Annotated in this window: 19 protein-coding genes and 1 pseudogene; 4 read left to right on the plus strand and 16 right to left on the minus strand. The window is 50.4% G+C overall.

Translation table 11 applies throughout. The features are described 5' to 3' along the window. Positions 1-225 precede the first annotated feature (225 nt). Positions 226-393: a hypothetical protein gene (locus P3339_RS03250; protein ID WP_282952416.1), complete on the minus strand. Its 168-nt coding sequence runs from the start codon at positions 391-393 to the stop codon at positions 226-228. Between P3339_RS03250 and rsgA the strand changes: the two genes are divergently transcribed. Continuing rightward, positions 382-1,341 carry a ribosome small subunit-dependent GTPase A gene (gene rsgA / locus P3339_RS03255; protein WP_282952417.1) on the plus strand — a complete coding sequence of 320 codons (960 nt, stop codon included), beginning with the start codon at positions 382-384 and terminating at the stop codon, positions 1,339-1,341. The two genes, P3339_RS03250 and rsgA, sit on opposite strands and share 12 nt — an antisense overlap. Before the next feature lie 84 nt (positions 1,342-1,425). Here the strand turns inward: rsgA and P3339_RS03260 are convergent, their stop codons facing one another. Further along, positions 1,426-1,743, minus strand: a complete 318-nt coding sequence (locus tag P3339_RS03260; protein WP_020414519.1) for a DMT family transporter — start codon at positions 1,741-1,743, stop codon at positions 1,426-1,428. 292 nt (positions 1,744-2,035) lie between these two features. On the opposite strand from P3339_RS03260, the gene P3339_RS03265 reads away from it, so the two are divergent. Continuing rightward, the gene (locus tag P3339_RS03265; protein WP_282952418.1) at positions 2,036-4,111 is read left to right on the plus strand and encodes a TonB-dependent receptor; all 2,076 of its coding nucleotides are present in this window, start codon (positions 2,036-2,038) and stop codon (positions 4,109-4,111) included. A gap of 67 nt (positions 4,112-4,178) precedes the next feature. On the opposite strand, the gene P3339_RS03270 is transcribed toward P3339_RS03265, so the two are convergent. The 6 genes from P3339_RS03270 to P3339_RS03295 form a co-directional block, all read right to left on the minus strand. Then, on the minus strand, positions 4,179-5,963 hold the full coding sequence (locus P3339_RS03270) for a DUF885 domain-containing protein (RefSeq protein WP_282952419.1): 1,785 nt from the start codon (positions 5,961-5,963) through the stop codon (positions 4,179-4,181). 206 nt (positions 5,964-6,169) lie between these two features. Continuing rightward, entirely contained in the window at positions 6,170-8,086 is a 1,917-nt protein-coding gene (gene dxs / locus P3339_RS03275; RefSeq protein ID WP_282952420.1) for a 1-deoxy-D-xylulose-5-phosphate synthase, read from the minus strand. A gap of 93 nt (positions 8,087-8,179) precedes the next feature. Next, positions 8,180-9,088: a polyprenyl synthetase family protein gene (locus tag P3339_RS03280; RefSeq protein ID WP_020414523.1), complete on the minus strand. Its 909-nt coding sequence runs from the start codon at positions 9,086-9,088 to the stop codon at positions 8,180-8,182. Further along, positions 9,089-9,340 carry an exodeoxyribonuclease VII small subunit gene (locus P3339_RS03285; protein WP_282952421.1) on the minus strand — a complete coding sequence of 84 codons (252 nt, stop codon included), beginning with the start codon at positions 9,338-9,340 and terminating at the stop codon, positions 9,089-9,091. A gap of 84 nt (positions 9,341-9,424) precedes the next feature. Beyond that, the gene (locus tag P3339_RS03290) at positions 9,425-9,901 is read right to left on the minus strand and encodes a c-type cytochrome (RefSeq protein ID WP_282952422.1); all 477 of its coding nucleotides are present in this window, start codon (positions 9,899-9,901) and stop codon (positions 9,425-9,427) included. A gap of 44 nt (positions 9,902-9,945) precedes the next feature. Beyond that, the gene (locus P3339_RS03295; RefSeq protein ID WP_282952423.1) at positions 9,946-10,896 is read right to left on the minus strand and encodes a PQQ-dependent sugar dehydrogenase; all 951 of its coding nucleotides are present in this window, start codon (positions 10,894-10,896) and stop codon (positions 9,946-9,948) included. An 819-nt stretch (positions 10,897-11,715) separates the two neighbouring features. Here P3339_RS03295 and P3339_RS03300 point away from each other — a divergent pair. Beyond that, a pseudogene (locus P3339_RS03300) lies at positions 11,716-12,284 on the plus strand (HNH endonuclease). Positions 12,285-12,388: 104 nt separating this feature from the next. Here the strand turns inward: P3339_RS03300 and P3339_RS03305 are convergent. From P3339_RS03305 to P3339_RS03335, 7 genes are all read right to left on the minus strand, one after another. Further along, entirely contained in the window at positions 12,389-12,805 is a 417-nt protein-coding gene (locus tag P3339_RS03305; protein ID WP_282952424.1) for a D-alanine--D-alanine ligase, read from the minus strand. 8 nt (positions 12,806-12,813) lie between these two features. Continuing rightward, positions 12,814-13,398 carry a D-alanine--D-alanine ligase gene (locus P3339_RS03310; protein ID WP_282952425.1) on the minus strand — a complete coding sequence of 195 codons (585 nt, stop codon included), beginning with the start codon at positions 13,396-13,398 and terminating at the stop codon, positions 12,814-12,816. Positions 13,399-13,402: 4 nt separating this feature from the next. Next, positions 13,403-14,113, minus strand: a complete 711-nt coding sequence (locus P3339_RS03315; protein WP_282952426.1) for a penicillin-insensitive murein endopeptidase — start codon at positions 14,111-14,113, stop codon at positions 13,403-13,405. Positions 14,114-14,383: 270 nt separating this feature from the next. Beyond that, on the minus strand, positions 14,384-15,457 hold the full coding sequence (gene hisC, locus P3339_RS03320; RefSeq protein WP_020414529.1) for a histidinol-phosphate transaminase: 1,074 nt from the start codon (positions 15,455-15,457) through the stop codon (positions 14,384-14,386). Further along, positions 15,454-16,497 (minus strand): FHA domain-containing protein, encoded by a 1,044-nt coding sequence (locus P3339_RS03325; protein ID WP_282952427.1) that lies wholly within the window; start codon positions 16,495-16,497, stop codon positions 15,454-15,456. The genes hisC and P3339_RS03325 overlap by 4 nt, the downstream gene beginning before the upstream one ends. Further along, complete coding sequence (locus tag P3339_RS03330; RefSeq protein WP_282952428.1) at positions 16,488-17,786, minus strand: S1C family serine protease; 1,299 nt, start codon at positions 17,784-17,786, stop codon at positions 16,488-16,490. The genes P3339_RS03325 and P3339_RS03330 overlap by 10 nt, the downstream gene beginning before the upstream one ends. A gap of 124 nt (positions 17,787-17,910) precedes the next feature. Next, complete coding sequence (locus P3339_RS03335; protein ID WP_020414532.1) at positions 17,911-19,692, minus strand: trans-sulfuration enzyme family protein; 1,782 nt, start codon at positions 19,690-19,692, stop codon at positions 17,911-17,913. A gap of 534 nt (positions 19,693-20,226) precedes the next feature. Between P3339_RS03335 and P3339_RS03340 the strand changes: the two genes are divergently transcribed. After that, entirely contained in the window at positions 20,227-20,727 is a 501-nt protein-coding gene (locus tag P3339_RS03340; protein ID WP_282952429.1) for a hypothetical protein, read from the plus strand. Here the strand turns inward: P3339_RS03340 and P3339_RS03345 are convergent. After that, complete coding sequence (locus P3339_RS03345; protein ID WP_282952430.1) at positions 20,708-23,254, minus strand: serine/threonine-protein kinase; 2,547 nt, start codon at positions 23,252-23,254, stop codon at positions 20,708-20,710. The genes P3339_RS03340 and P3339_RS03345 overlap by 20 nt on opposite strands. Positions 23,255-23,372 lie beyond the last annotated feature (118 nt).

Raw genomic sequence — 23,372 nt, forward strand, 5'->3', positions numbered from 1 at the left:
CCCATAACCCGCCAGGTACTATGGCGGAGTCCAGAACTCAATAACTGCGGAGGATGATTGATGATTGTTGCAACCCTCCGTCGGGTCCAGTAGCAGCCTCCAGCTGCCCACGCCCGGCGATAGATTCCTAGACGTCGGGCTTTCCCTGAGAAAGCTCTGTTGGCCGCGTATCTGCGGTCGCTTGGTGCTTTGTTGCGCCCAGAGGGTTTCAATCTTGAGTAAATCTCACTTTACCCGCCGGTCTGTTAACAGATTCGGCACTAAATCCCCATCTATCAAAATTGAGCGGGAAGCTTCTCCGCTACAAAAGCTCGGCTGGAAGTCTTTTTCCAACAGCAGGTGACGCTCGAAGAACTCGAACAGTGTTTGCCGCTGCGGGTTATGGCTGTACACCGCGGTCGCCTGGAATTGGCCGGCGAGCAGGGGGCTGTGTCCCTTCCCCTAACCGGGAGTCTTGTTGCTAATTTGCCGACGGTGGGGGATTGGCTGTTGTTAGAGAAGAGCAGTGGATATTTTGTGCGTTTGTTGAGCCGCAGCAGCCAGTTTGAGCGCATGGCACCTGGGGGGCATCAGGTGCAGATGATCGCTGCCAATGTCGATAGTGTTTTTATTGTTTCGTCCCTGAATGAGGACTTTAACCTCTCACGTATTGAGCGCTATTTGGCTCTGGCACGGGAGTCCGGTTGCCGCCCCCACCTGATACTGACTAAGGCCGACCTGTGTGAAGATACTGCCCCTTTTCTTCAGGCATTGCGCCCATTCGGTGAATTACCTGTTGCAATGGTAAATAGCCTGGATCGAGAGAGCGTGGCACAGCTGCGCCAGTGGTGCTTACCTGGGGAAACTATCGCGCTGTTAGGTTCTTCTGGAGTGGGTAAGTCCACTTTGCTAAATGCGCTGTCTGGCGAATCTCTGGCTGAGACTGGGACCATTCGTGAAGCTGACAGCAAAGGGCGCCACACCACACGGAAACGCTCTCTTCACTCCCTGAGTTGGGGGGCGCTGTTACTCGATAGCCCTGGAATGCGGGAGCTGGGGTTGGTGCATGTTGAAGGTGGCGTGGCGGAGACTTTCTCCGATATTGAGGCCTTGGCCAGGGAGTGTCGCTTCTCTGACTGCCGGCACCAGTCAGAGCCAGGCTGTGCGGTACAAGAGGCGATAACGGGCGGTTCGCTGGATGGGCGGCGCCTGCGCAATTGGCAAAAACTGCAACAGGAACTAAGCCGTAACGGTCAAACTCTGGCGCAGAAACGGGCGGGGGAGAGAGCGCTATCCCAGATGTATCGATCTGTGCAAAACCAGGCGCGTAAGCGCAAGTATCACGGGGAGGATGGAAAGTAACTCCTGAATCTCTAATTTTTATAAGTGGTATGCAACCAGGGATAGAAGGGCAGCATTAGCTGCCCTTCAAAACTGTTATGTAAGCTAGCGAGCCAGTTTTAATGTGACAACCCCGACGATAATTAGCAGTACCCCGAGATATCGACCGAGGCTGGCCGTCTCACCAAAGAAAACGATTCCCATCAGAAAGGCACCGGCCGCTCCGATACTTGTCCAAACCGCATAGGAAACTCCAATGGGGATTTCCCGCTGGGCCAACCACAGTAAAAATCCGCTGAGGCCAATAAACACAACAGCCATTACAACACCCAGCAGGCGGGTAGATACCTCCTGGGATATTTTCAGCCCCAGTACCCAACCAATCTCACAAAGACCAGCCAACAATAGGTAGAACCAGGCCATGCTTTTCCTCTTAAAACGTAATTTTTAAAAAATTCCTATTTCATCCTCCTTTTGGAGGTTAGGTCGGAGAATAGCTAACTGCCACTTTACTTAAGAGTTTAGAGAAAATTGATCGACTAATATGCCGGTGGGGTGTCGCTACTGCGTGTTTTTACATTGGCACAGGTTTTGACTGGGAGCTTGATAGGCTAAGGCGGAAAGGGGAATTTGATAGTGGGAAGGGAGAGAATGGGAAAACTCTGCCCAGGTCCTGTATGGTTGACTGTAATCGAAGGAGAATCAAGCTGGAAGCATGTTAAAAAAAATCAGGAGTCTGGGGCTAATACTATTGTCGGTCAGCCAGGTGGCTTGGTCCGACCAAGCGAATATCGAATCTGTCGTCGTTACAGCTAGTCGTGTTGAAAAACAGCTTCAGGAGTATCCTGAAAGCTTCTCTATGGTTGCCGGTCAGGAATTAAAGCTGATTAAGCACAATCATATCCAGCAAAGTTTAGCGCGAGTCCCTGGGGCCAATGTGGCAAGAGGCAACGGTCTGGAATATTTGCCCGCATTGCGTTCGCCAGTACTGTCAGGGGCTGGAGCCTGTGGCAGTGTGCTGACAATGGAGGATGGCATCCCTCTGCGGGCAAATGGATTCTGCAATATAAATGAGTTGTTTGAATCCCATAGTGAAGTGGCACAGCGAGTTGAAGTTATTCGCGGACCAGCCGGCACTCTGTATGGTTCCAATGCTATGCATGGTGTCGTGAATATTCTGAGTCCGGAAATTGAAGAAAATACAAAAGCCTTTTCTGGAACTTTAGGTTTTGAAGGTGGCCCCCATGATTACTATCGAACCAGTATTTCAGCTGAATCTGATCTTTCTAACGAAGGCAGAGTACGAGCAGATCTTTCCCTGGCATCTGATGGTGGCTATAGGGACCACTCTGGTTATGACCAGCAAAAGCTCAGTCTTTTGCACTCTGTTTCTACAGCGCAGACACAGATCCGTTCTCGTCTGGCAGTCACGAATTTAAATCAGGAAACAGCGGGTTATATCGAAGGATACAATGTCTATCGGGATGATCGGAGGGACAGGGAAAACCCGAACCCAGAAGCATTCCGCGATGCCTCCGCGGTACGGCTTTACTCTATTCTCGATATTGATTTGGGCTCGGGGAAAAAGCTATCACTGGCCCCTTATCTTAGAAAAACAGATATGCGTTTTCTACAGCACTATTTACCGGGGCAGGCGTTGGAAGAAAATGGCCAGGAGAGTATCGGCCTGCGAAGCAGCTATTTCTTTACCAGGGCAGGCAACCTGGAAATAGTAATGGGGCTAGATATGGAATTTACCCAAGGCTATTTACGAGAACTCCAGAAAGAGCCAACAGAGGGATCGGGTTTTTTACGGGAGACTATCCCCGTAGGTAAGCACTATGACTATCAAGTAGATGCTTACAGCGTTGCCCCTTTTACTTTGGCTACCTGGAATGCTACCGATACTTTAAAGCTCTACAGCGGCGTACGTTTAGAATCGGTACAGTATGACTACAATAATAAAATGCTGTCTGGCCGTACGGCCGAGGATGGTCTCCCTTGTGGCTTTGGTGGCTGTAGGTTTAGCCGGCCAGAAGACCGCAAAGACAGCTTCCAGAATTGGTCGCCCAAACTAGGAGCTACTTACGATCTCAAACCTGGCTTGCAGTTTTTTGTCAATATGGCCCAAGGATATCGGGTTCCCCAAGCAACAGAACTTTATCGTTTACAGCGAGAACAAACTGTTGCCGAATTGGATTCTGAACAAATCAGCAGTATTGAACTGGGGGTGCGAATTCTTAAAGAGCACCTTTCCTATGAACTTGTGGCTTATGGAATGCGCAAGCGCAATGTAATTTTTCGGGATACGGAGTACTTTAACCAATCCAGTGGGAAAACCTCACATCGCGGTGTGGAGATGGCGCTTGGCTATGCATTTTCCCAGAGCTGGCGACTGGAGACATCCTCCAGTTATGCGGAGCACCGCTACCGTGATGAGCGAGAGCTGCAGGGAGTGTTACTGGATGGCAATCTTGTGGATTCAGCCCCCAGGGCTTTCGGTAGCTATCGCCTGCAATGGCAACCCCGGCAAGAGATAACCGCTGAGCTGGAATGGTTACATCAGGCGCGCTACTTCACAGATCCCCAAAATCAGCATGAATATTCCGGGCACAATTTGTTGAACCTGCGGGCCGAGTGGGTATTTGATCGCTGGGCTCTTTCTATAAGGGCGTTAAACCTTACCAATAAGGCCTACGCAGAGCGAGCGGACTACAGCAGCTTTGTTGGGGACAGATACTTTCCAGGGGAGCCACGCTCAATATATTTGTCAGTATCTTCCGAGTGGTGATTAGAGGGCTTTTAGCGGAGACTTCAGTCATAAAAAAGGGCAGGGAATTCCTGCCCTTTTAGTTTCTCTAGCCCGCCGATGCTTGCGATGTTGCTGGGGGAGTTGCCTGAGCCGATGCAGAGCCCTGACTTTCAATCCAGCTGTTCATTCGTGTCTCGAGAATATTTAAGGGCAGCGCGCCGGCGCCAAGAAGGGCGTCGTGGAAGCTGCGGATGTCAAAATTATTGTCTAGCTCTTCTTCTGCTTTTGCACGTAGCTCTTTAATTTTTAACTGCCCTAATTTATAGGCCAGTGCCTGTCCTGGCCAAACCAGGTAGCGGTCAATTTCCACGGTGACATCGTGCAGAGGCTTGGCACTATTTTCCATAAAATAACCAATTGCCTGCTCACGGCTCCAGCCCAGTTGATGCATGCCGGTGTCTACAACCAGGCGCACGGCGCGCCACATATCGTAGGTCAGTGCACCAAACTCGCTATAGGGATCTTTGTACAAACCCAGGTCATATCCGAGGCTCTCGGAGTAGAGGCCCCAGCCTTCCACAAAAGCGGTATAGAGAGCCATGCGTCGCAGTGGGTGAATATCACTTTGCTCCTGGGCCAGGGCAATCTGTAAGTGATGGCCAGGCATTGCCTCGTGTACCGTCAGCGCCTCCATTTCCCACTTGGGCCGGCTGGGCAGGTTGTAGGTGTTGGCAAAGAAAATACCTGCGCGGCCAGCCTCGTTGGAGCCTGGCAGGTAATAGGCCGTGGTTTGTGACTGCTCCGAGTAGCTGGGAATGGGTTTAACTCCATAGGGCAATCTGGGCAGGGTGCCAAACAGCGCGGGCAGCTCGCCATCGATGCGCTTGGCAATATCCCGGTAGTCTCTTAACAGGGCCTCACGGCTGGTGTGGTAAAAGCGTGGATCAGTGCGCAGGAATTCGGTAAAGGCCTTGAAGTCTCCCTGGAAGCCAGTCTTTTGCATGACAGCTTGCATCTCTGCACGGATACGCTTGACTTCGGCCAACCCTATGCGGTGGATTTCCTCAGGGCTTAGTTCTGTAGTGGTGTTTTGCTCAACCTTATAGGCGTACCAGCGCAGGCCGTCATTGCGGCTGCTAAGAGCGATATTTTTCTGCGCACCGGGGATATAGTCACGCTCGATAAATTCAGCCATTTTCCGCCAGGCCGGCATTAACTGCTTGTTGTAGATATCCAGAGCACGTTGGCGCAGGCTCTGTTGCCTGGCAACCGGAATGCCCTTTGGCATGTCTGCGAAGACCTTAAGCAGCGGGCTCTGTTCCGGAGTTGCTGGAATCAGGGCGCGGATCTGCCTCGGTAAATCACGCAGGGTAATCTGTGGTGGAGTAATTTCCCTCCTGAGTCCCTCACGCATCAATTCCTGGGTTTGCTCAACCAGGGTTGGCAGCTTCTCCAATCGAGCCAGGATATCCTCGTAATCGGCCACCGAGCGGCGCGGCATACTAATTAGCACAGCTGGCACGCTGCGCTGGATACCGCTCATATGGGTCACAGGCTGTAGGTGATCGGGAAACTGGAAGCCTTTTACTTCACCGAGTAAATCCTGGTAAAGCAACTGGTAGTCCAGTTGTTGCTTTTCGGGCAACTCGCTGGCATCTAGATTGCGAGTAGCACCTAAAAGTCGACGGGTCTGTTCCTGCCGAACTTCGATGCCTCTCTTTGAGTTGTCCACCCAGCGGTCATTCTGTCCGGGGTAGCCTTCGTAGGTGGCCATGCTGGGATAGCTTTCCATAATCCACCGGTAGCGGAAGTCTTGCAAAGCTATCAACTGCTCCGAGGCATTCTCAGAGGGAAGGGCTTTAAAGGCCTTTCTGAAAGCTTTCTGGTCCATGGCGGTAGCACTGAAACTGGCAAGCAGGCCTATGGAAGTGACAAGGGCTTTTTAAAAAACGACATCTTTCCCCCGAATCCAAGCAGAAATTGATAGAAAAAGGGCCAGTAAAAAGCCCCAGTCGCGCCCGCAGTACCTGAATAAAGCTGGACACACTATTGAAGTTATTGGTTCGTTGGACTGGGAAGGTCCTGGAACGAACCCGATTAGTTGGCCGCTGCCGTGCGCCCCTTGAAGTTGTGTTGGTTAAGTATCTGCAGCCGGCGATGTATCTGCTCTTCAATTCCGGCAGCATCAAGACCGATTCCGGCGAGCAGGTCCTTATGCTTACCGTGCTCGATAATTTGGTCTGGCAGGCCTAACTGCAATACAGGCATGGTTCTGGCAGTAGCATTAAGGTACTCAAGCACTGCGCTGCCGGCTCCACCGGCAATGGTGTTCTCTTCGATGGTCACCAGCAATTGGTGGCTATCCGCCAGCTCGTCAATGAGCGACTCATCCAATGGTTTGACCCAGCGCATATCGGCGAGAGTGGCGCCAAGGCGCTCCGCAGCTGCCATAGCGGGGGCTAGCAGGGTACCGAAATTCAATATCGCCACGCCGCTGCCCTCGCGGAGTAAACGGCCCTTGCCGATGGGAAGCTCTCGCATCTCTTCTTCGATCGTAGCGCCCATGCCGGTACCGCGCGGATAACGCACAGCGGCGGGGCCATTGTGGCAGTAGGCGGTATACAGTAACTGGCGGCACTCGTTTTCGTCGCTGGGCGCTGCGATGGCGAGATAGGGCAGGCAGCGCATAAAGGTCAGATCGAAGCTGCCTGCATGGGTTGGGCCATCTTCACCAACAAGGCCGGCGCGGTCGATGGCGAAGGTGACATCCAGGTTTTGGATGGCAACATCATGCACCATTTGGTCATAGCCGCGCTGCAGGAAAGTAGAGTAAATGGCCACAACCGGCTTTTGGCCCTCGCAGGCGAGGCCGGCGGCGAGAGTAACAGCGTGCTGCTCGGCAATGGCTACGTCTTGGAAGCGCTGTGGAAAACGTTTGGAAAACTCCACCATGCCGGAGCCCTCACACATGGCGGGTGTAATAGCTATAAGCCGCTCATCCTGGGCGGCAGTGTCACACAGCCACTGGCCGAAGATATCCTGATATTTGGGCAGCTTCTTTTTACCTGGCACTGCAACTTGAACTTTACTCTCCGGTTCCAGTTTGTTCAGTGCATGGTATCCGACAGGGTCGGCCTCCGCCGGACCGAAGCCCTTGCCCTTGGTTGTGGCTATATGCAGTAGCTGGGGACCGGGCTGGCTGCGCAGGTTGCGCAGGGTGTGCACCAGATCGTGCATATTATGGCCATCCAGTGGGCCGACATAGTTGAATCCCAGTTCCTCGAAAAGTGTACCAGGGGTAATCATGCCCTTGACGTGCTCTTCTGTACGTCGTGCCAGCTGCCAGGCCTTGGGTATCGCAGACAGGATCTTGCGGCTGCCCTCGCGCATATTGAGGTAGGTCTTGCTGGCAAGGATCTTGGCAAAATAGGTGGCCAGTCCGCCGACGTTTTTCGAGATCGACATACTGTTGTCATTGAGAACAACCAACATATCCCGACCGGTATGAGATGCGTGATTGAGCGCCTCGAAGGCCATACCTGCGGTCATGGCGCCGTCTCCGATAACCGCTACGACTTTACGCTCATCGGGGGAGCCCAGGGCCATACCCAGGGCCGCGCCGATAGAGGTACTGGAGTGACCGACTCCGAAAGTGTCGTAGGGGCTCTCGCTGCGCTTGGGGAAGCCTGATAGGCCGCCCTGCTGGCGCATGGTGAGCATCTGTTCGCGGCGACCTGTGAGAATCTTGTGCGGGTAGGTCTGGTGGCCTACATCCCACACCAGGCGGTCTTCTGGAGTGTTATAGATATAGTGGAGGGCGATAGTCAGTTCCACCACGCCGAGACCGGCGCCGAAGTGTCCGCCGGTTTGGCCGACACAGTACAACAGGTATTCGCGCAGCTGGTTGGCGAGTTCGGGCAACTGGCGTTCGTCAAGCGCGCGCAGTTGGGCTGGCTCGTCGATAGAGTCGAGCAGCGGCGTATGAGGGCGTGAGCGTGGAATGTCTTCGAGCATCAATCGTATCAATGGCTACAGATAATGATAGTGAGGGGGATTGTATGCCCGTGACAGGCATATTGCATCCCAAAGGGGGACGGACGCCCCACTCTAGTGGCTGCGCTGGACGATATAATCAGCGAGCTCTCGCAGTAATGAGGTATCGCCAGGCAGTGTAACCAGGGCATCAAGGGCCTGGTTGTGCAGTCCCTGCAACTTCTCCCGAGCGCCATCTACGCCAAGAAGGGAGACATAAGTAGGTTTGTTCAGCAGCGCGTCTGCACCCTGGGGCTTACCTAAAACCTCAGTATCTGCAGTGATATCGAGGATATCGTCCTGTACCTGGAAAGCCAGGCCAATAGCTTGCGCATAGTGACTAATAGTTTGTAGCTGGACACTGTTGGCGCCACCGAGTAGAGCACCCATTCGTGCACTGGCGCAGATCAGCATGCCAGTTTTCAGGCGATGCATAGGCTCCAGTTGTTCCAGAGTAAGGGTTTTGTTTACAGAGTCCAGGTCGATAGCCTGGCCCGCAACCATTCCCCGGCTGCCAGACGCTGTCGTCAGCTCCTGTAAAAGTTGTAACTTGAGTGCAGGCTCAGTGTTATCTGCCAGTAGCAGTTCAAATGCTTGGGTTTGAAGTGCATCGCCGGCAAGGATTGCTGTGGCTTCGTCAAAGGCGATATGACAGGTAGGGCGGCCCCGGCGCAGATCGTCGTCATCCATTGCTGGTAGGTCATCGTGGACCAGGGAGTAGGCGTGAATACACTCTAGGGCCGCCGCGGTTGCATCACATTTAGCTGGATCAAAATCTACTCCATAAAAGACTTTGGCACTGGCATATACCAGGGCCGGACGCAGGCGTTTGCCTGGGCCCAATGCGGCATAGCGCATAGCCTCAAAGAGTTTTTCGGCATTGGGGGCAGGTTGCTTGAGGACTTCCTTGATTCGTGCTTCAACCCTTGTGGCTGCATCATGGAGAAAGGCCCGCAGTGTTACGGGTGCGGTTTTACTACTCACTCAGGCATCATCCGCGGAATCATCGGTATCGAATGGTAGCTCGCGAATATTACCGCTCTCTTCCATCAGCAGTTTGATCTTCTGCTCGGCGCTGGCCAGTTTTTTCTGGCACTCACGGGTGAGCTTTACTCCACGTTCGAAGTCAGCCAGGGCCTCTTCAAGAGGCAGGTCTCCGGCCTCAAGGCGTTCCACCAATTCTTCCAGGGCCTCCAGGCTTTCTTCAAAAGTTGCTGATTTTTTCTTTGCCGCCATAGCATCGCCTCTTAATTCCGAGGCAACCTTAGCCGCTGGCGCGACAAGGGTCAATTAGAGTGCACTCGCTTCCTAGTAGATGAGCTATCTCAGGGCCTCGAGAGATAACAGGTAATGAGCCAGTGCTTTTTTCTGCTGATCCGTAAAGTTGTATCTAGGCATAGGAGGCGTCGGTGCATCGAAATAACTGGCAAGTGTCTCCAAAGTGTATTTTTTGCTCAGTTCTTTCAAGGGCACTTGTTGTTGGTGGCAATGAGCGCAGTCATGATCCTGGTAGAGGGCTTTGCCTTCGCGAGCGGCGTCGGAGTCTATTGTAGGTGGTTTTCTGGGAGTATTATTAGTGACCTTGAGAGGATAGGGGGCCGAGGCTTTTAGCATGCTACCGGGAGACAGGTGGTAAATCGCCCCGGCGTAGTCGTCGGTAATATAAATTGAGCCCTGGCTATCTTCAGCAATGGCCACTGGTCGACCAGAAACTTCTTTGCGATCGTCACTGAGAAACCCCCAAAGGAAATCCCGCTGGGTGATATCCCCACTTTCATCCCAGTGTAGGGATACCACTTTGTAACCGTCTTTGACGCTGCGATTCCAAGAGCCGTGCAGGGCTACGAGAGCTGCCCCCGGTAGTCTTCCGGTTGTTCCGGGCTGCGCAGGAAGCGAATACCCAATGGCGCATTATGTGCGGCAAATTCGTGTACCGGAGGAACTGAGGATGCGATCATCTCTTTTACTGTCGGGTTTTCATCACCAATGAAATCTGGGTCGGGTATCCGGTCTCCATAGGCATAGGGCCAGCCATAGAACTTGTCTGGCCGAATTAGGTTGAGCTCATCGGGTGGGAGGTCGTCGCCGAGCCAGTCGCGGCCATTGTCTGTGGCATATAAACCGCCATCTTTTGGGGACCAGTCGAATCCAACGCTATTGCGAAGTCCAGTGGCAAGGATTTTAAAGTCACTGCCATCTGGCCGCATACGCATTATCGTGGCGCGCCGTGGGTCTTTCTCGATGCAGACGTTGCAGCTGGAACCGCTGCTCAGATAAAGCCAGCCGTCTGGACCCATTTCAATGGTTTTGGTCCAGTGACCGCTGTCCTCCAGGTTTTCGATAATCCTTTGGTAACTTCCAGCAAGGCGCCCATCGGAATGATCGAGTGGAACCCGCCCAACGGCATCGCTCTCTGCGATATAAAGCCAGTTTTCATATAGAGCTAGACCGTGGGGCCGGTTTAAGTTATCGATTAATACCCGCTGGGCATCCGCTTGTCCGTCGCCGTTACGGTCTGGGGATAGCAGAGATACCTGTCCCTTTTTTGGCTGCGAGACGAGGATGTCGCCTGAGCGGGTGATCACCAGCCAGCGTGCCCCGGGAACATCGTCGGCAAATAGTTGAAGATTGTATCCCTGAGCGTTTGAGAGCCCACTTAAAACCTGCTGCTCGGTAGTTTTAATGCCACCAAAAAGTTGGCGCCAAGGAACACTTATTCCTGAAGCAACTGCGGATAAGGCGCCTGAAACTACAGCGGTAAAGATAAGCAAAAAAATTAGCGTATATTTCAACGTTATTTTCCCTAATTGGATTGCACTTGAAATAAAGGTGTTTATAGTGGCCGCGCTCACCTAATTACCCTTGTTTTACCACAGCGTGTCTACAGGGTCTCCCCTCCTTTGTGAAGGAAATATTTCACTTTGTGAGATATGTCTTACACAAATTTCAGCAGATTACCCCTACTTTTTTCTCGCTTGATGTCCATAATTAACTGGCAGGGACGCAAAAGGGACTGCACCTCTGCGGCAAAGGATAAATGGATTGCGCCGCTCGCCCTAAGGATATGGGCACCATCCTGTGAGACGCACCGCCCGGGCCGGATTGCCTGGGCGGTGTTTTAATTATTGTGCCCAAACTTCCTCACATTTTTATTTAAATAAAATCTATTAATGTTTTTCTGTTCCACTCCTCGGACGGTTTAAGAGAGTGAGTTTACTCTTGATGGTGGCTTCAGCTGTCTGGAATTTGTAATATTTATCCGCTTTAATAATGATAGGCCGGCCAAAATTGCTCGGGCTGGCGGAGGGTGGCGCATTCAGTAATCTACTTTCAGCAGTGCCCATTTTGCCCCAGACATCATCGAGTTGTTGGGGTGCTGTTTTCTTGTCGGTGAAATTATTAGCAGGTTATTGCACTTTTCCTGTCATAGTTTTTATTTTTTCAACACTGAAATCTCTCTTACAGATTGAATCCCATCCCAAACCTATCTATCCGGCCTATCAAGGTTGCCTGTATACAAACAGCCAATTTTTAAAATTATTTAGCCTGCTGGCTGTGATGACTTTCGGTATGAGTCGGGTTTTTCCGTTTGACTGCGGGGAGGCGAGGTCATGCAAGCAAGAATTTTACGCCTGAATTTGGCAGGGCAGCCACTGGAATGGCTTACATGGCAGGAGGCTTCCTGCCTGTATGTGCGGGATTTGGTCACATGGTCACTCGGGGGATTGTGCAGCGGGTACGTGGTGGTTTCAATCGTAGCGGTAAGCGTTCCACATTGGATCTGGCGGCAATCATTGCCTGTGGTGGTGCCAGAATGGCGCGCCCGCGCATCCGACCTCCACTGACAAACCGGGCGCTATTTTTTCGTGATGCTCACACCTGCCTGTACTGTGGCGTGCCCTTTAAATCTATCGATCTGACCCGTGATCATGTTATGCCTGTATCCAAAGGAGGCTTGGATTCCTGGGAAAATGTGGTAACAGCTTGCAGGCGTTGTAATCAGCACAAAGGAAGTCATTTGTTGGAAGACATTGATATGGAATTATTGGCATTGCCATTTTGCCCAAATGCGGCGGAATATCTGGCGCTAATTAACAGTGAGCGTATTCGAGGTGACCAAATGGAATTCTTGCGTGGTCAGTTCTCTCGGCGCAGGCAGCAGGGATGGTTACACCTCTGATTGGCAGATAGATTGGAAAAGTAAAAATAAATGTCAGATATAAAAAGGGGCCTATTGCCCCTTTTGGTTTTTCAGATTTCGAACGGTTAATAACTATTTTCTAACTACCGATCCTGTATCGATTCAGATACTGCAGCACGAATCAGGCCTGTCAGGTATTCGGTAAAATCGTGGCCATAGTTCTCCATCATTTTTGGGAACATGGAGTTGGGTGTCATACCTGGAAAAGTGTTTACCTCATTGAGGTAAAGCTCGTTATTATCGGTCAGGAAAAAGTCGATACGGGACAAATCTTTTAGCTTTAAGGCTTTAAAAGTACGCATCGAAACTTCTCGAATCCATTCCAGCTGTTCTTCGCTCAGTCCCTCCGCTTCAATAAAAGTTTCAGCGCGGCTGCCAGCAGCATATTTTTCTTTATAAGTGTAAAAAGTATCTGATGGAGCGCGTACTTCGCCGGGACGAGTGGCGATTAGCTCTTGCTCAAAGGTATAGACTGCCACTTCCAGTTCACGCGCATTCAAGGCTTTTTCTACCAAAACATAGGGGAGAGAGTAAAGGCTTCTTCAATTGCGCTTACTAATTCTTCCTTGCGAGTAATTTTGAAGCAACCTACTGAGGAACCCTGGTTGGAGGCCTTTACAAATATCGCCTCCCACTCCTCCAGCGCTGCGTGAGCTTTATTCAGCTCCTCAGCTTCCATGCTGTGCAAAAAAAGATAGGGTGTGTTGTCTATTCCCAGCGCACTCAGCCACATCTTGGTTTTGATTTTGTTAAAGCAAATTTTGCTGGCTTCAGGTGCGGACCCGAAGTAGGGGATACCAAACATATCCAGCTGGGATTGCAGGTCACCTGTCTCACCGGGGTAACCGTGGATGGAGGGAATAACGTAATCGACGTTCCAGGCATTGCCCTCTTCATCACGAATCTTGCGGTCGTAAAAGATATGGTAAACCCGGCCCTGTTTATCGGTGAGGCAGCCACTTGCATCCATTTCCACCCGCTTCAGGGCAATATCTTCGGCTTGTGTCAGCTGCGCTTCAATAAAATCCGCGGTACGCAGGGACACTTCGTGCTCGCTGCCGCCACCGCCACAGATAAGCAAAGTGTTGATCATAGATTTATTCCGTCGTGGTGCCGGCAGGGGGTGCCAATAGTACCTGCTGGCATTGCTGCGGCATCGTCTTAGGTTTGGGCTTTGTCGGTTGGGGCTTGGTGCCGTTTAGTATTGCGTAGAATTCCTCGCTAAACCACCAGTCCAGGTCGTTGCCACAGGGATCTGTTCGCACCGGTGCCTGGGGTTTGCAATCGCTGCTTCCCTCGGGGCAAGCCAAGCGTACATGGAAGTGATAGTTATGTCCCCACCAGGGGCGCACTTTGCGCAGCCATTCGTTATCCCTGCCCACAACTTCACACAACTGGCGCTTGATTGTGGGATGTACAAAGATACGTTCCACCCTCTGGTCTTCTGCTGCCATACGCAGGATTTTGGGGACTCGCTCATCCCAGTTTTCGTCAATAAGGCGATGTTTTTTTGCATCTGCCAGAGGAATAGCGGAGATATTATCGCGCTCCCACTGCGTGAGTGGTCGCTTGGCAGCACGCCGATCCTGGGAGTACCAGATATCCACATCCAGGCCGGTTTGGTGGCTGCTATGCCCACCGCTGCCAAAGGGGCCGCCGCGGGCCATGGACATATCGCCAATCTGGATTCTGCCCAGATCATTCTGTGCCACACTTTGCGAAAAGTCTTTTAGGAAGGCGATAGTATCCGGGTGCGCAAAATGGCGTTCGCGGCCTGTGCGCACCAGTTGATAACCCTCACCGCGCAAGGGCAGGGTTTCTCCCCCGCAAGGCAGCCATTGGTGTAGGTGCCAATGCTGGAGGCCGCCTGAGCGCTGGGCTTTTCAGTTTCTTCCCAGGGGTTGGCCTGGGCGATGCTGCTGAGAACGATTGAGGTAATGGCCAGGGCGCGGGCAATCAACCTGGGGTGTTTGATGGAGGGGGACGTTGATGGAAAGTACATAGTTCCCATGTTACCGGTAAGTCACTGTAGTCGGATCGCAGTTAAGCGGACCCGACGAGTATAGACAGGTTGCCTGCTAGCTCTGTGACGCAAGTATCTCTTTGCAGTTCCGTATAAGCTGGTCCATTTCATCATCTGTGCCAATGGAAATTCTCAGGTAATCACTGATACGGGGCTTGTTGAAGTAGCGCACCAGGATATTCCGCTCACGCAGTGCCAGGTATAGGGCTTCAGCCCCTGGCTCCGGTGGCTTCGCCAGAATGAAATTTGCCTTGGAAGGCACGACCTGGAAGCCCAGCTCCTGTAAGGCTGCCCCACTACGCTGGCGCGTAGCGATGACCTTGCCGCAGTTATCTGCATGCCAGGCGCGATCGCGTATTGCGGCGGTTGCAACCTGTTGGGCAATGGAGTCTATTGGATAAGAGTTAAAGGAGTTCTTGGCGCGAAGCAATCCCTCAATCAAATGTTCCTGTCCCATTGCAAAACCGAGGCGCAGGCCGGCCAAGGCATAGGACTTGGATAGGGTGTGGATCACCAATAAATTAGGGTATTGATCAATCAACTGGGTGGCACTTTCTCCGCCAAAATCGATATAGGCTTCGTCAATAATTACTACCCGTTCTGAATGCAGGCGCAATAACTCTTTGATTTGATCGAGTGGTAAGTAGCGGCCAGTTGGTGCGTTGGGGTTGGGAATAATGATACCCCCGGCATTACCGGCATAGTCCTCTACAGCAAGGGTGAAATCCTCGCGTAGAGGGATGGTTTTAGGTTCTATATCAAAAAGCTGGCAGTACACCGGATAAAAGCTGTAGGTGATATCGGGGAATAGCAGAGGGTCGCTGCGACGGAAAAAACTGTAGAAACTCAGCGCAAGGACTTCATCTGAGCCATTGCCTACAAATATTTGATTGCTATTGAGATCGTAGCGCTCCGCAATAGCTTCGCGTAACTCAAGGGATTCCGGATCCGGGTATCGACGCAGAGCATCAGCGAAATCGCCTTGTGCTAATAGTGAGAGCGCCCCCGGCGAGGCAGGGTAAGGGTTCTCATTAGTATTGAGCTTGACCAGGTTTTTACTATTGGCTTGTTCGCCTGGAGTATAAGGTTCCAGTTGCTCCAGTCCAGGGCTCCAAAATGACTTGTTCATTGCCCAACCTCCGCGTTGCTGCTTGTGTCTTCCTCGGTAGAGCTGTCCATGTTCCCCGGTTCCGACTCTTCTTTCTCGATGGCAATATCAAATAGTGCTGTTGAGCCGGCGATAAAATCCTGCATCGGCACCGGTCTACGTAGCAGCATATTATCGTACTTGAGTTCGGTGGAAATCTCCGGTGCCTCACTGAAATCATTGAGCTTGCTGAGGCTTTCAACCAGGCTGAGCCCTAAAAAGCCGATGGGTAATACCATCGATACAGCCCAACGCCAGCCGCGTCCAAGATTGGTGGCCAGGTAGCAGGCACACCAGAGCATGGCTGGCAGAATGATCGCGAGCACGAGGAAGTCGAGAGCCTCCATCATATCGCCGATAGCGAAGTTGTAGTTCAACACCCCACTGAACCACTCCCAAACGGTATAGCTTAGGGCGCCTATAGCGGCGATAGACAGGTGGGCAAAGAAGTGGGTTTCATGTTTTACCACTCTGCCAATGAAAGCCCATGCACCGGCATAAATCACCAGGCCGATGGTAGCACTTGCCAATATATTGATGGCAAGTGTCCATTCATAGCTACGTGCATAGTTGAGGTAACTGAGTAGCACCGTGGAGCAGGCCACAGCCAATACTAGCAATATGGCGTTCAAGGGGCGGGATAGGCCTGAAAACAAACTTTCCAGAGAGTGCAGTGGGGTAGCTGCTGGCACAGCATCATCAGAGTAGAACAGGCGCAGCCGGGATTTGCCACATTGCACTATATCCCCAGAGGTAATCTGATGTGAGGAGATTTCTCCAGGCTTGACCGACTTGTCCTGCAGGTTACCTAATAGCTGGCTGCCATTAACTGAATTAAGGTCATGCAGAACGTAGCTGCCGTCTTCTTCATGGCGTATTTCAGCGTGGCGGCCATCGGCGTGAATATCTTCTAGGATAGCATCGTTGCTGAAAGCGCGACCCAGAGTGAATTTTTCCCCATCCATGCAGTAACGCATTTGTACCCGATGGGCACGGTTGAGTTCTTCAATAATCAGTGCCATTGGATCTCGCTCGTGAACTTCTCGGTAAAGGCGTCGGCGGACTCCTGGGTAAAACCAGAGAGGGTAAAGTGGCTCACCAGTGCACGGTTTTTCTGGTCCACACTGAGGCTCAGAAAGAAGATGTCATATAAATTGGGAAAATCTTTATAACGTCTTACGCAATAACTGGTACGCGCAATCAGTGGTTTTTTACTGCGGTCTGGTTTTGATACCGGGCCATTGCCAGTACGCGGTTGCGAAGTAAAGCCCTGGCGACAGTGGAAATTAGTTACGTCTTCTTCGCCAGCGCTGTTGCCAGGATAAAACGTGCTCATTTGTTGTTCATATTCTGCGTAAAAGCGTGCAGGCAGCAAGTTGTCGGCCTCCAGCCAGAAAAATTCATACTCCACTCTGCCGGTATTGAACTCGTCAGAAAGGAAAATAACATCTTGCCCAGTGCAGCCCTTGTCGATGCGCTTTATAGGGCTATCGTCATCATCCTGCGTATTGCCCCAGCACTTAATGGCCGGCACGATTTCCCCAACTACCTTTGCTTCACCAAGCGAACGGCGTTTCCAGTCGGCCTGCAGGATGGAGTTGATAATTCGCTGCTGGTTGTCGACAAGCTGCTGGTACGTCACAGCCTTTAAGTCCAGGGCTTCGTCGCGCTGATGGTAGTGCTCTACTAGCGTGGATAGCTTATCTACTGGTACCAGGAAGCTCACTTGATTTCCAGCAGTGGCGACATTAATACCTACCACTTGGCCTCGGGTATTGATTGCTGGGCCGCCACTCATTCCTGGGTTGATGGAACCGGCGAAGTGGATACGATCATAAAAACTGCCGCCGGCAATACCATTGTAGGTGCCTGGAATCAGTGTCATACCCAGATCCAAAGGGTTGCCGAGTGAAACAATGGTTTCACCCTTCTTGGGGGTGTCGGTGGCAAGTTGAAGATACTCCTTACCTGGATTGTCCTGGCGCAGTAGGGCCAGATCGTTCACTACATCTATATCCAGCAACTCCAGTGTGCCTTTAGTGCCGTCAGTGGATAGATACTCCAGAGTGTATTTTTCAGGATCACTGACGGCCTGAGCGACTACATGGTAATTGGTGGCAAGTAACCCATCAGCTGAGATTTGGAACCCGGAACCGAGACCGGCTTTGGAGTTGGAGGATTTTTCGATCAGGCGAATCTGGTAGAGGCTGCCGCGGTAGTCGCTGTAAAGCTGCTCGTATCCTTGGGCCAGCACCATTGCAGAAAGGCAACAAAGTACCCAGGCCAGAAGGCATGCGGAAATTTTCGGCATTTTTGTTTGATTAAATTATGGACAGAAGTAGTGATACTACGGGATATAGGGTAGTGCAACAAGCGCGGCGCAACGGTAGTTACCGGCTGCGCCACTTTCATTCATTCCCTTAAATCAATTTCCTTTACAGGTAATCGGCAATTTTCGGTTGTGCTTCCACTACCTTCTGGTGGGATTGCATATAGAAGTGAGTAAAGAGTGCATCGGCCTCCTCCGGAGAGATAAAGCCGTCACTGAACCCTGGACTCACAGGGTCCAGATGTAGACGTGCGCAATTAATCACGTGGGCTGCGAGCTGTGCCATATTTTCATCCCCCACTGAAATACGGATGGTGGTTGGGAATATGCCTGCTGCTTCCATCGCTTCAGGAGAGAGCTCCGAATGAGAGGTAAGTGCAGGGCAGAGTACCATGGTATTGGTTTGCCCCAGGCTCACCATTTGCCCAAAGGCCGGTTCCAATGCATCAAAGAAGCTCTTGAAGGCCGCGGTGGGAATCTGTGCCGCCTCCATATCAATACTGAACAACGGTGTTGGGAACTCATAGCGCATTAATGACTCGCGCATTTTTGAATTCGGGTGACTCTCTACCGCGTGGCTATTCACGCGGATTTTATTGTGGCTGGCAAAGAAATGGCTAAGGCTCAATGTATTGATACATTTGGTAAGCATACGCATTTCCAGGGTACGCATGCCGCAGTGCACTTCCCATGCCTTATCCGCATCCAGGAAAGCGCCTTTAATATAATATACATCCCAGAACATGCACTGGTCCCAGTTGAGCCCTTTGGCACTGTCCCCCTTGGGAATAAACATGCGGTGATTTTCCCCAATAACCACGCCAGCTGTTGCAGCGCCGGTGCCGCCAATATCCTTGGTATAGGAGTGCACAACAAAATCCGGGCGCTCCTCACGGTCCTCCCGGCGTAATGGTTGATACAGAAAGGGAGTGGCCAAGGTGGCATCCAGGCTTACGAGGATATTTTCCCGATGTGCCATCTTACAGATACCCGGTACATCCAACATGATACCGTGTGGATTACAGGGTGATTCGATATAGGTGTGGATCTTCGCCCCCCTAGCAAGATTATCGGCATAATTCTGCTGGGTCTCATTTAAAAGCTTTTTAAAATCCTCTCCGCTAGTGCCATCAAACCAAACCAGCTGGATTGCTAGCTTGTCTTTTCGAGCGTAAAAATCTTGAAGCAGCTGGTGTACGCCGCCGTAGATATTACGCGAGACAATCAATATATCGTCGCGGCGCAGCTGGTTGGAAAGCAGTGCATCAATGGCTGCCATGCCAGAGTTAAAGTTCCAGGCCATATATTCGTTTGCTGCAGGACCGCACTCTAGGTCCACAATGGCATTGGCGAGGGAGATAGAAGTCGGGTTGAGCAGGCGTGAGTAAATGTCGTGGCTGGGTTCGCGGCCGCGAAAGGCGTCATCTACCCACTCGGTACAGGCATAGATGTAGGTGGCAGTGCGTGCGATCACCGGGGTTGCGGAAAAAATCGCTGGAATATTGTCGAATAGTGGATAACCACCACGTGTGGTGATATTGAAATCGTCTCCCTGCAGACTTTGAAAGCTAGCCCGCAGTGGGTTTTGTAGAGTATCCAGCAGTTTTGCCAGTTGGAAACTCATAAAGCGCTTGGCATTGAAATAAGCAATTTTATCTGAGCGATCCAAGCGCTGCAGGGTGTCTGTAACCTGGCTCCACAGTTGGTTCAGATTGCCCTGGGCCTGATATAGCAGTGCTGCAGTTTGCTCCAGTAATTGGCCGTGCTCTGAGTCTGAATCGATGCAGAAATGCTGTAATTGTTCACGCGCCAACTCCTCAATATTTGTGGCTTCAGTACTGTTGCGGCGGGGAGAGAGAATTTTTACATCTTCGAGATTCGCTTCCATCGTATCCTCACTAAGCGATGCTTTTTGTTATATCGCGACTCTAACAGCCTATGCCGACGTATAAAACATTTGGCGCGTAATTTTCTGTAATTGGGCGTGATAGACCTGTAATTCTCAAATCCGTAAAGTAGGTTCCAGTTGAGGGGGCGGGAGATTGTTAAGCAGTTCCCCTGCCATGGATCGGCAGCCCCCGCAACATAACTTCGGATGGATTTGGTTTTCTCACGTTTTCGTAAGCGTGGGATTAAAAGGATTCAGCGCAAGCTGAACGGTCGAGCTGGAACCGACAGGTGCAGAGTCTTAGTCGGAACTTTTGGATGAGCTTGCCCGGGGCACGGATGCCAAATTTTGCTCTTGATAGTGTTGTTGTAACCGTCGATGGTTGGGACCATCATTCCGGGCCGGTAGTATCAGTACTGCCGGCTTTTTTTAAACCGGTACCGGTTATGATTGCGCGGTCACAGACGTAGTTTACATGAGATAAAACGTCTTTTGGTGACACCAAATAACAAATTCTTACGAGAGGGATGAATAATGGTCGCTTGTGCCGACTTACCCGTACTGGAGTGCGAGGTACCTAAAGAAGGGTTAAAGCTGGATCTGGTTTTACGGCCCAGAGAGCAGAAGGATGGCGAGCCTCAGTATTGGCCTCTTTACAATGCAGCTAACCCGGAAGAACACTTTGGGAATATGCTCTTTAAGATTCATAAGGGGGGTGTAGTTACCCTAAGGATTTCTCTGGATCTTACGGAAGTGCCTGGACGAGAGTTAGAATTTGTTCGTTACAAGCAAAATCATAAACTCGATGGCATTATTGCATTGAGCCCGGATTTCCGTCACCAGTTCCGTGCTCGTGCCAAGGAAGCGGATGGGGATTACACAACACTGATTATCAAGATCAGGGATAGAGAGCAAATTCCTGATCGGTTTAACTTTTTATGGATGTGTGTTGACTCAGAGACTGGCATGCATTTTGTTTCCGGGGATCCTGAAGCTGGGGTTGATCCTTATCCTCCTAGTGGTACAGGCAAATAGAATCTTTGAATTCTTGAGATTGAGAGCATAGCTCTTTGAATGCATGTAATGAGAACCACTCTTTACTCATTCCTAGAGCTAATAGCTCATTTAAGTGGTAGCCCGCAGATTGCCACTCTCCCGCAAGAGCATACACTTGAGCGGCTGAGTACTTGACATAAGTGTCGTCAGGAGACTCACGTAGTAGCTCTTTAATTAGAGCTATTGCATCTGAGGTTTTCCCCAAGTTTGCTAGCGCTTCAGCTCTCCACCGCCTAGCCCTCAATTCAGTGCTATTAAGAGTTAGCTGTAACACTTGATCAAAATTATTTTCTGCATTTTTTCGGTCATTTAGCATCAGATAGGTTTCAGCAACTTGACCATGCATTTGAATATTGTTGGGGGAAATTTCTAATATTCTAAGATATACTTTTAGTGCTTCAGAGTATTTTTTTTGTAAAAAGAAAATAATTCCTAAGTTGGATTGAGTTCTCCATGAACGCATATCTTCTGGTATTGAAGTGATCGCTTTTTCTGCGAGAGTTAAATTACCAGTTTCCAACTCTATCACTCCAAGAATTGCGTAAGCAGGCCAGTAACCGGGATAATTTTCAATTAATTTTACTGTTGTTTTTCTTGTGGATTCGTAGTCACCTATTGCTAACTGATTGATAGCAACAAAATAGAGATTGCGGGCTGACGGAGACATAGCTGCAGCCTCTTTTGCATAAATTAGTCCTTGATCGTAATTGCCCTGTGTATATTGAAAACGTGCAAACTGGACTAGTAAGTGGGCAGATGGATGGCCTTTAGCCTGAAGCTTCTTAAGCGTGGCCTCAAAACCTTTCTTGTCTGTTCCAGAAGCTTTAATCAGTAGTTTCGCTTCAAGCAGGGCTGTTTCTTCGGCCCCTGATCCCTCTGCACTAGCAATAATACCTAAAGCTGTCGTGAGGAACTTGCTGTCATTATTAATGCTATGCATGCGAGAAGCCAGCCTAGCATATAGTGCATATAGATTGGTGTTTTGAGGATATTTTCCAATAAGGTTTTCAACTATTTCTAGATCAAGTTTTGTAATAGCTATATTGGAGGTATCTTTAGAAAGAATTGATAGGTAGTGCTTGTAGTCATCGGACTCCATTTTCACTTCACGGTTTAAATTTTTCCTATAGCTTGCTGGGAATAGCTCTAGGGTGCTATTACCAATAGTGTATTGAGCCTCTTGATGCTTGTCGCTTAGGAAAACAAAGCTAATTTGTTTTTGAATTTCTGCATCGGCCGTACTTATTCTTTGTATTTCAATATTGCAGCGTAGTTGAAGACAGTTAAGCTGAGCTGCTAATGCGGTTGTCACCCCTCGATTGTGTAAATCTTCTAGTTGTTGTTCTTGATTAGTGTTTTCTTCCGGAGTAAAACTAACTATGGCGCTAGATTTAAGCTGAGTAGCGGAACTCATTAAGGCTTGCCGAACCATTGCCTTCAGTAGCATATCAGAGTCTTTCTTGCCATGGATATCACCATTTAAATTCACAGGCAAAACGGCAATATACTGAGGAGGCAGCTGCGAATAGTAATACCACCCCCAAAGACTAGACATCGTCAATAGTCCTAATCCCATTAAGGCAGCAATAATACGGCCATGCTTTTTACGTGGTTTGATTAGTAGTTGAGTGACGGTTTCAGAGTATTGTTTAGTATTGGCATCAATGCCGTATTTGCAAATTATTTCCAGGGCTTCATAGACTTGTTGTGCAGAATCTGGTCGCAGATCTGGACGCTTTCCAAGAAGTCTATCCAAAAGTGCGCCAAGAGTTTTCGGGATACCAGGCCAAGCTTGTTGAGGTGGTATATGGGGTTTGGTTGTGATTTGCTGAGCGAAAGCCAATGCGCTCATACTACCTCGTTCAAAAGGTTTACAACCGCAGAGTAACTCATAAGCAATACTACCTAAGCTAAATAAATCGCTACGTGCATCCAGAGGAATTCCTTGTAGCTGCTCAGGGGACATAGCTTGCACACTGCCTGCAATATGATCTTCCCTGGTCAGTTGCTGGTCGCAGTCGAGAGTTTTGGCGATGCCAAAATCAGTTATTTTGGCAACGCCATCAATAGTGACTAGTATATTCTCTGGTTTGAGATCTCGATGAATAATACCGAGGCTATGTGCCCTATCAAGCCCGAGAGATACTTGCATTAGTAACTCAAGCTTTTCTGCCAGTGTGGGGGTGTGTTCGCGCATCCACTCCTTGAGAGTGACCCCTTCAACCAGCTCCATGACAAGAGCTATTTTATGTTCTTCCTCAATAACATCGTACAAACGTACAATATTTGGGTGATTAAGCTTGGCTAATAATTGTGCCTCACTACGAAAACGAGCTTCAGCTGAATTACCTGTCATATCTGAGCGCAACTGCTTGATAGCGACTTTGCGTCCGAGTTTGATATCTTCAGCGAGGTAAACAACCCCCATACCTCCAGCCCCTAGGGTGCGCTCAACCCTGTAACGGCCTTGGTATTCGTTAGTTTTCTCCAGCGCAACTACGTCCATTGTATCTAGTTCTTCTCGGATGGATGAGCCATTCTACCTGATAGAACATTTTCGTGAAGCTATCTACCCCCTTTCTGAAGGAAATGGTTCACGTTATTCCATATCTTTTGGTTTGAAA

This window comes from Microbulbifer sp. MLAF003, assembly GCF_030012965.1.
Taxonomy (GTDB): Bacteria; Pseudomonadota; Gammaproteobacteria; order Pseudomonadales; family Cellvibrionaceae; genus Microbulbifer; species Microbulbifer variabilis.

Bases quoted from the DNA above. Each gene is read 5' to 3' on its own strand.
- P3339_RS03270 (WP_282952419.1), bottom strand. From the start codon at position 5,963: ATGGACCAGAAAGCTTTCAGAAAGGCCTTTAAAGCCCTTCCCTCTGAG.
- P3339_RS03325 (WP_282952427.1), bottom strand. From the start codon at position 16,497: ATGGCACTGATTATTGAAGAACTCAACCGTGCCCATCGGGTACAAATG.
- P3339_RS03340 (WP_282952429.1), top strand. From the start codon at position 20,227: ATGGTCGCTTGTGCCGACTTACCCGTACTGGAGTGCGAGGTACCTAAA.
- P3339_RS03330 (WP_282952428.1), bottom strand. From the start codon at position 17,786: ATGCCGAAAATTTCCGCATGCCTTCTGGCCTGGGTACTTTGTTGCCTT.
- P3339_RS03265 (WP_282952418.1), top strand. From the start codon at position 2,036: ATGTTAAAAAAAATCAGGAGTCTGGGGCTAATACTATTGTCGGTCAGC.
- P3339_RS03335 (WP_020414532.1), bottom strand. From the start codon at position 19,692: ATGGAAGCGAATCTCGAAGATGTAAAAATTCTCTCTCCCCGCCGCAAC.
- rsgA (WP_282952417.1), top strand. From the start codon at position 382: ATGGCTGTACACCGCGGTCGCCTGGAATTGGCCGGCGAGCAGGGGGCT.
- dxs (WP_282952420.1), bottom strand. From the start codon at position 8,086: ATGCTCGAAGACATTCCACGCTCACGCCCTCATACGCCGCTGCTCGAC.
- hisC (WP_020414529.1), bottom strand. From the start codon at position 15,457: ATGAACAAGTCATTTTGGAGCCCTGGACTGGAGCAACTGGAACCTTAT.
- P3339_RS03260 (WP_020414519.1), bottom strand. From the start codon at position 1,743: ATGGCCTGGTTCTACCTATTGTTGGCTGGTCTTTGTGAGATTGGTTGG.
- P3339_RS03345 (WP_282952430.1), bottom strand. From the start codon at position 23,254: ATGGACGTAGTTGCGCTGGAGAAAACTAACGAATACCAAGGCCGTTAC.
- P3339_RS03285 (WP_282952421.1), bottom strand. From the start codon at position 9,340: ATGGCGGCAAAGAAAAAATCAGCAACTTTTGAAGAAAGCCTGGAGGCC.
- P3339_RS03310 (WP_282952425.1), bottom strand. From the start codon at position 13,398: ATGATCAACACTTTGCTTATCTGTGGCGGTGGCGGCAGCGAGCACGAA.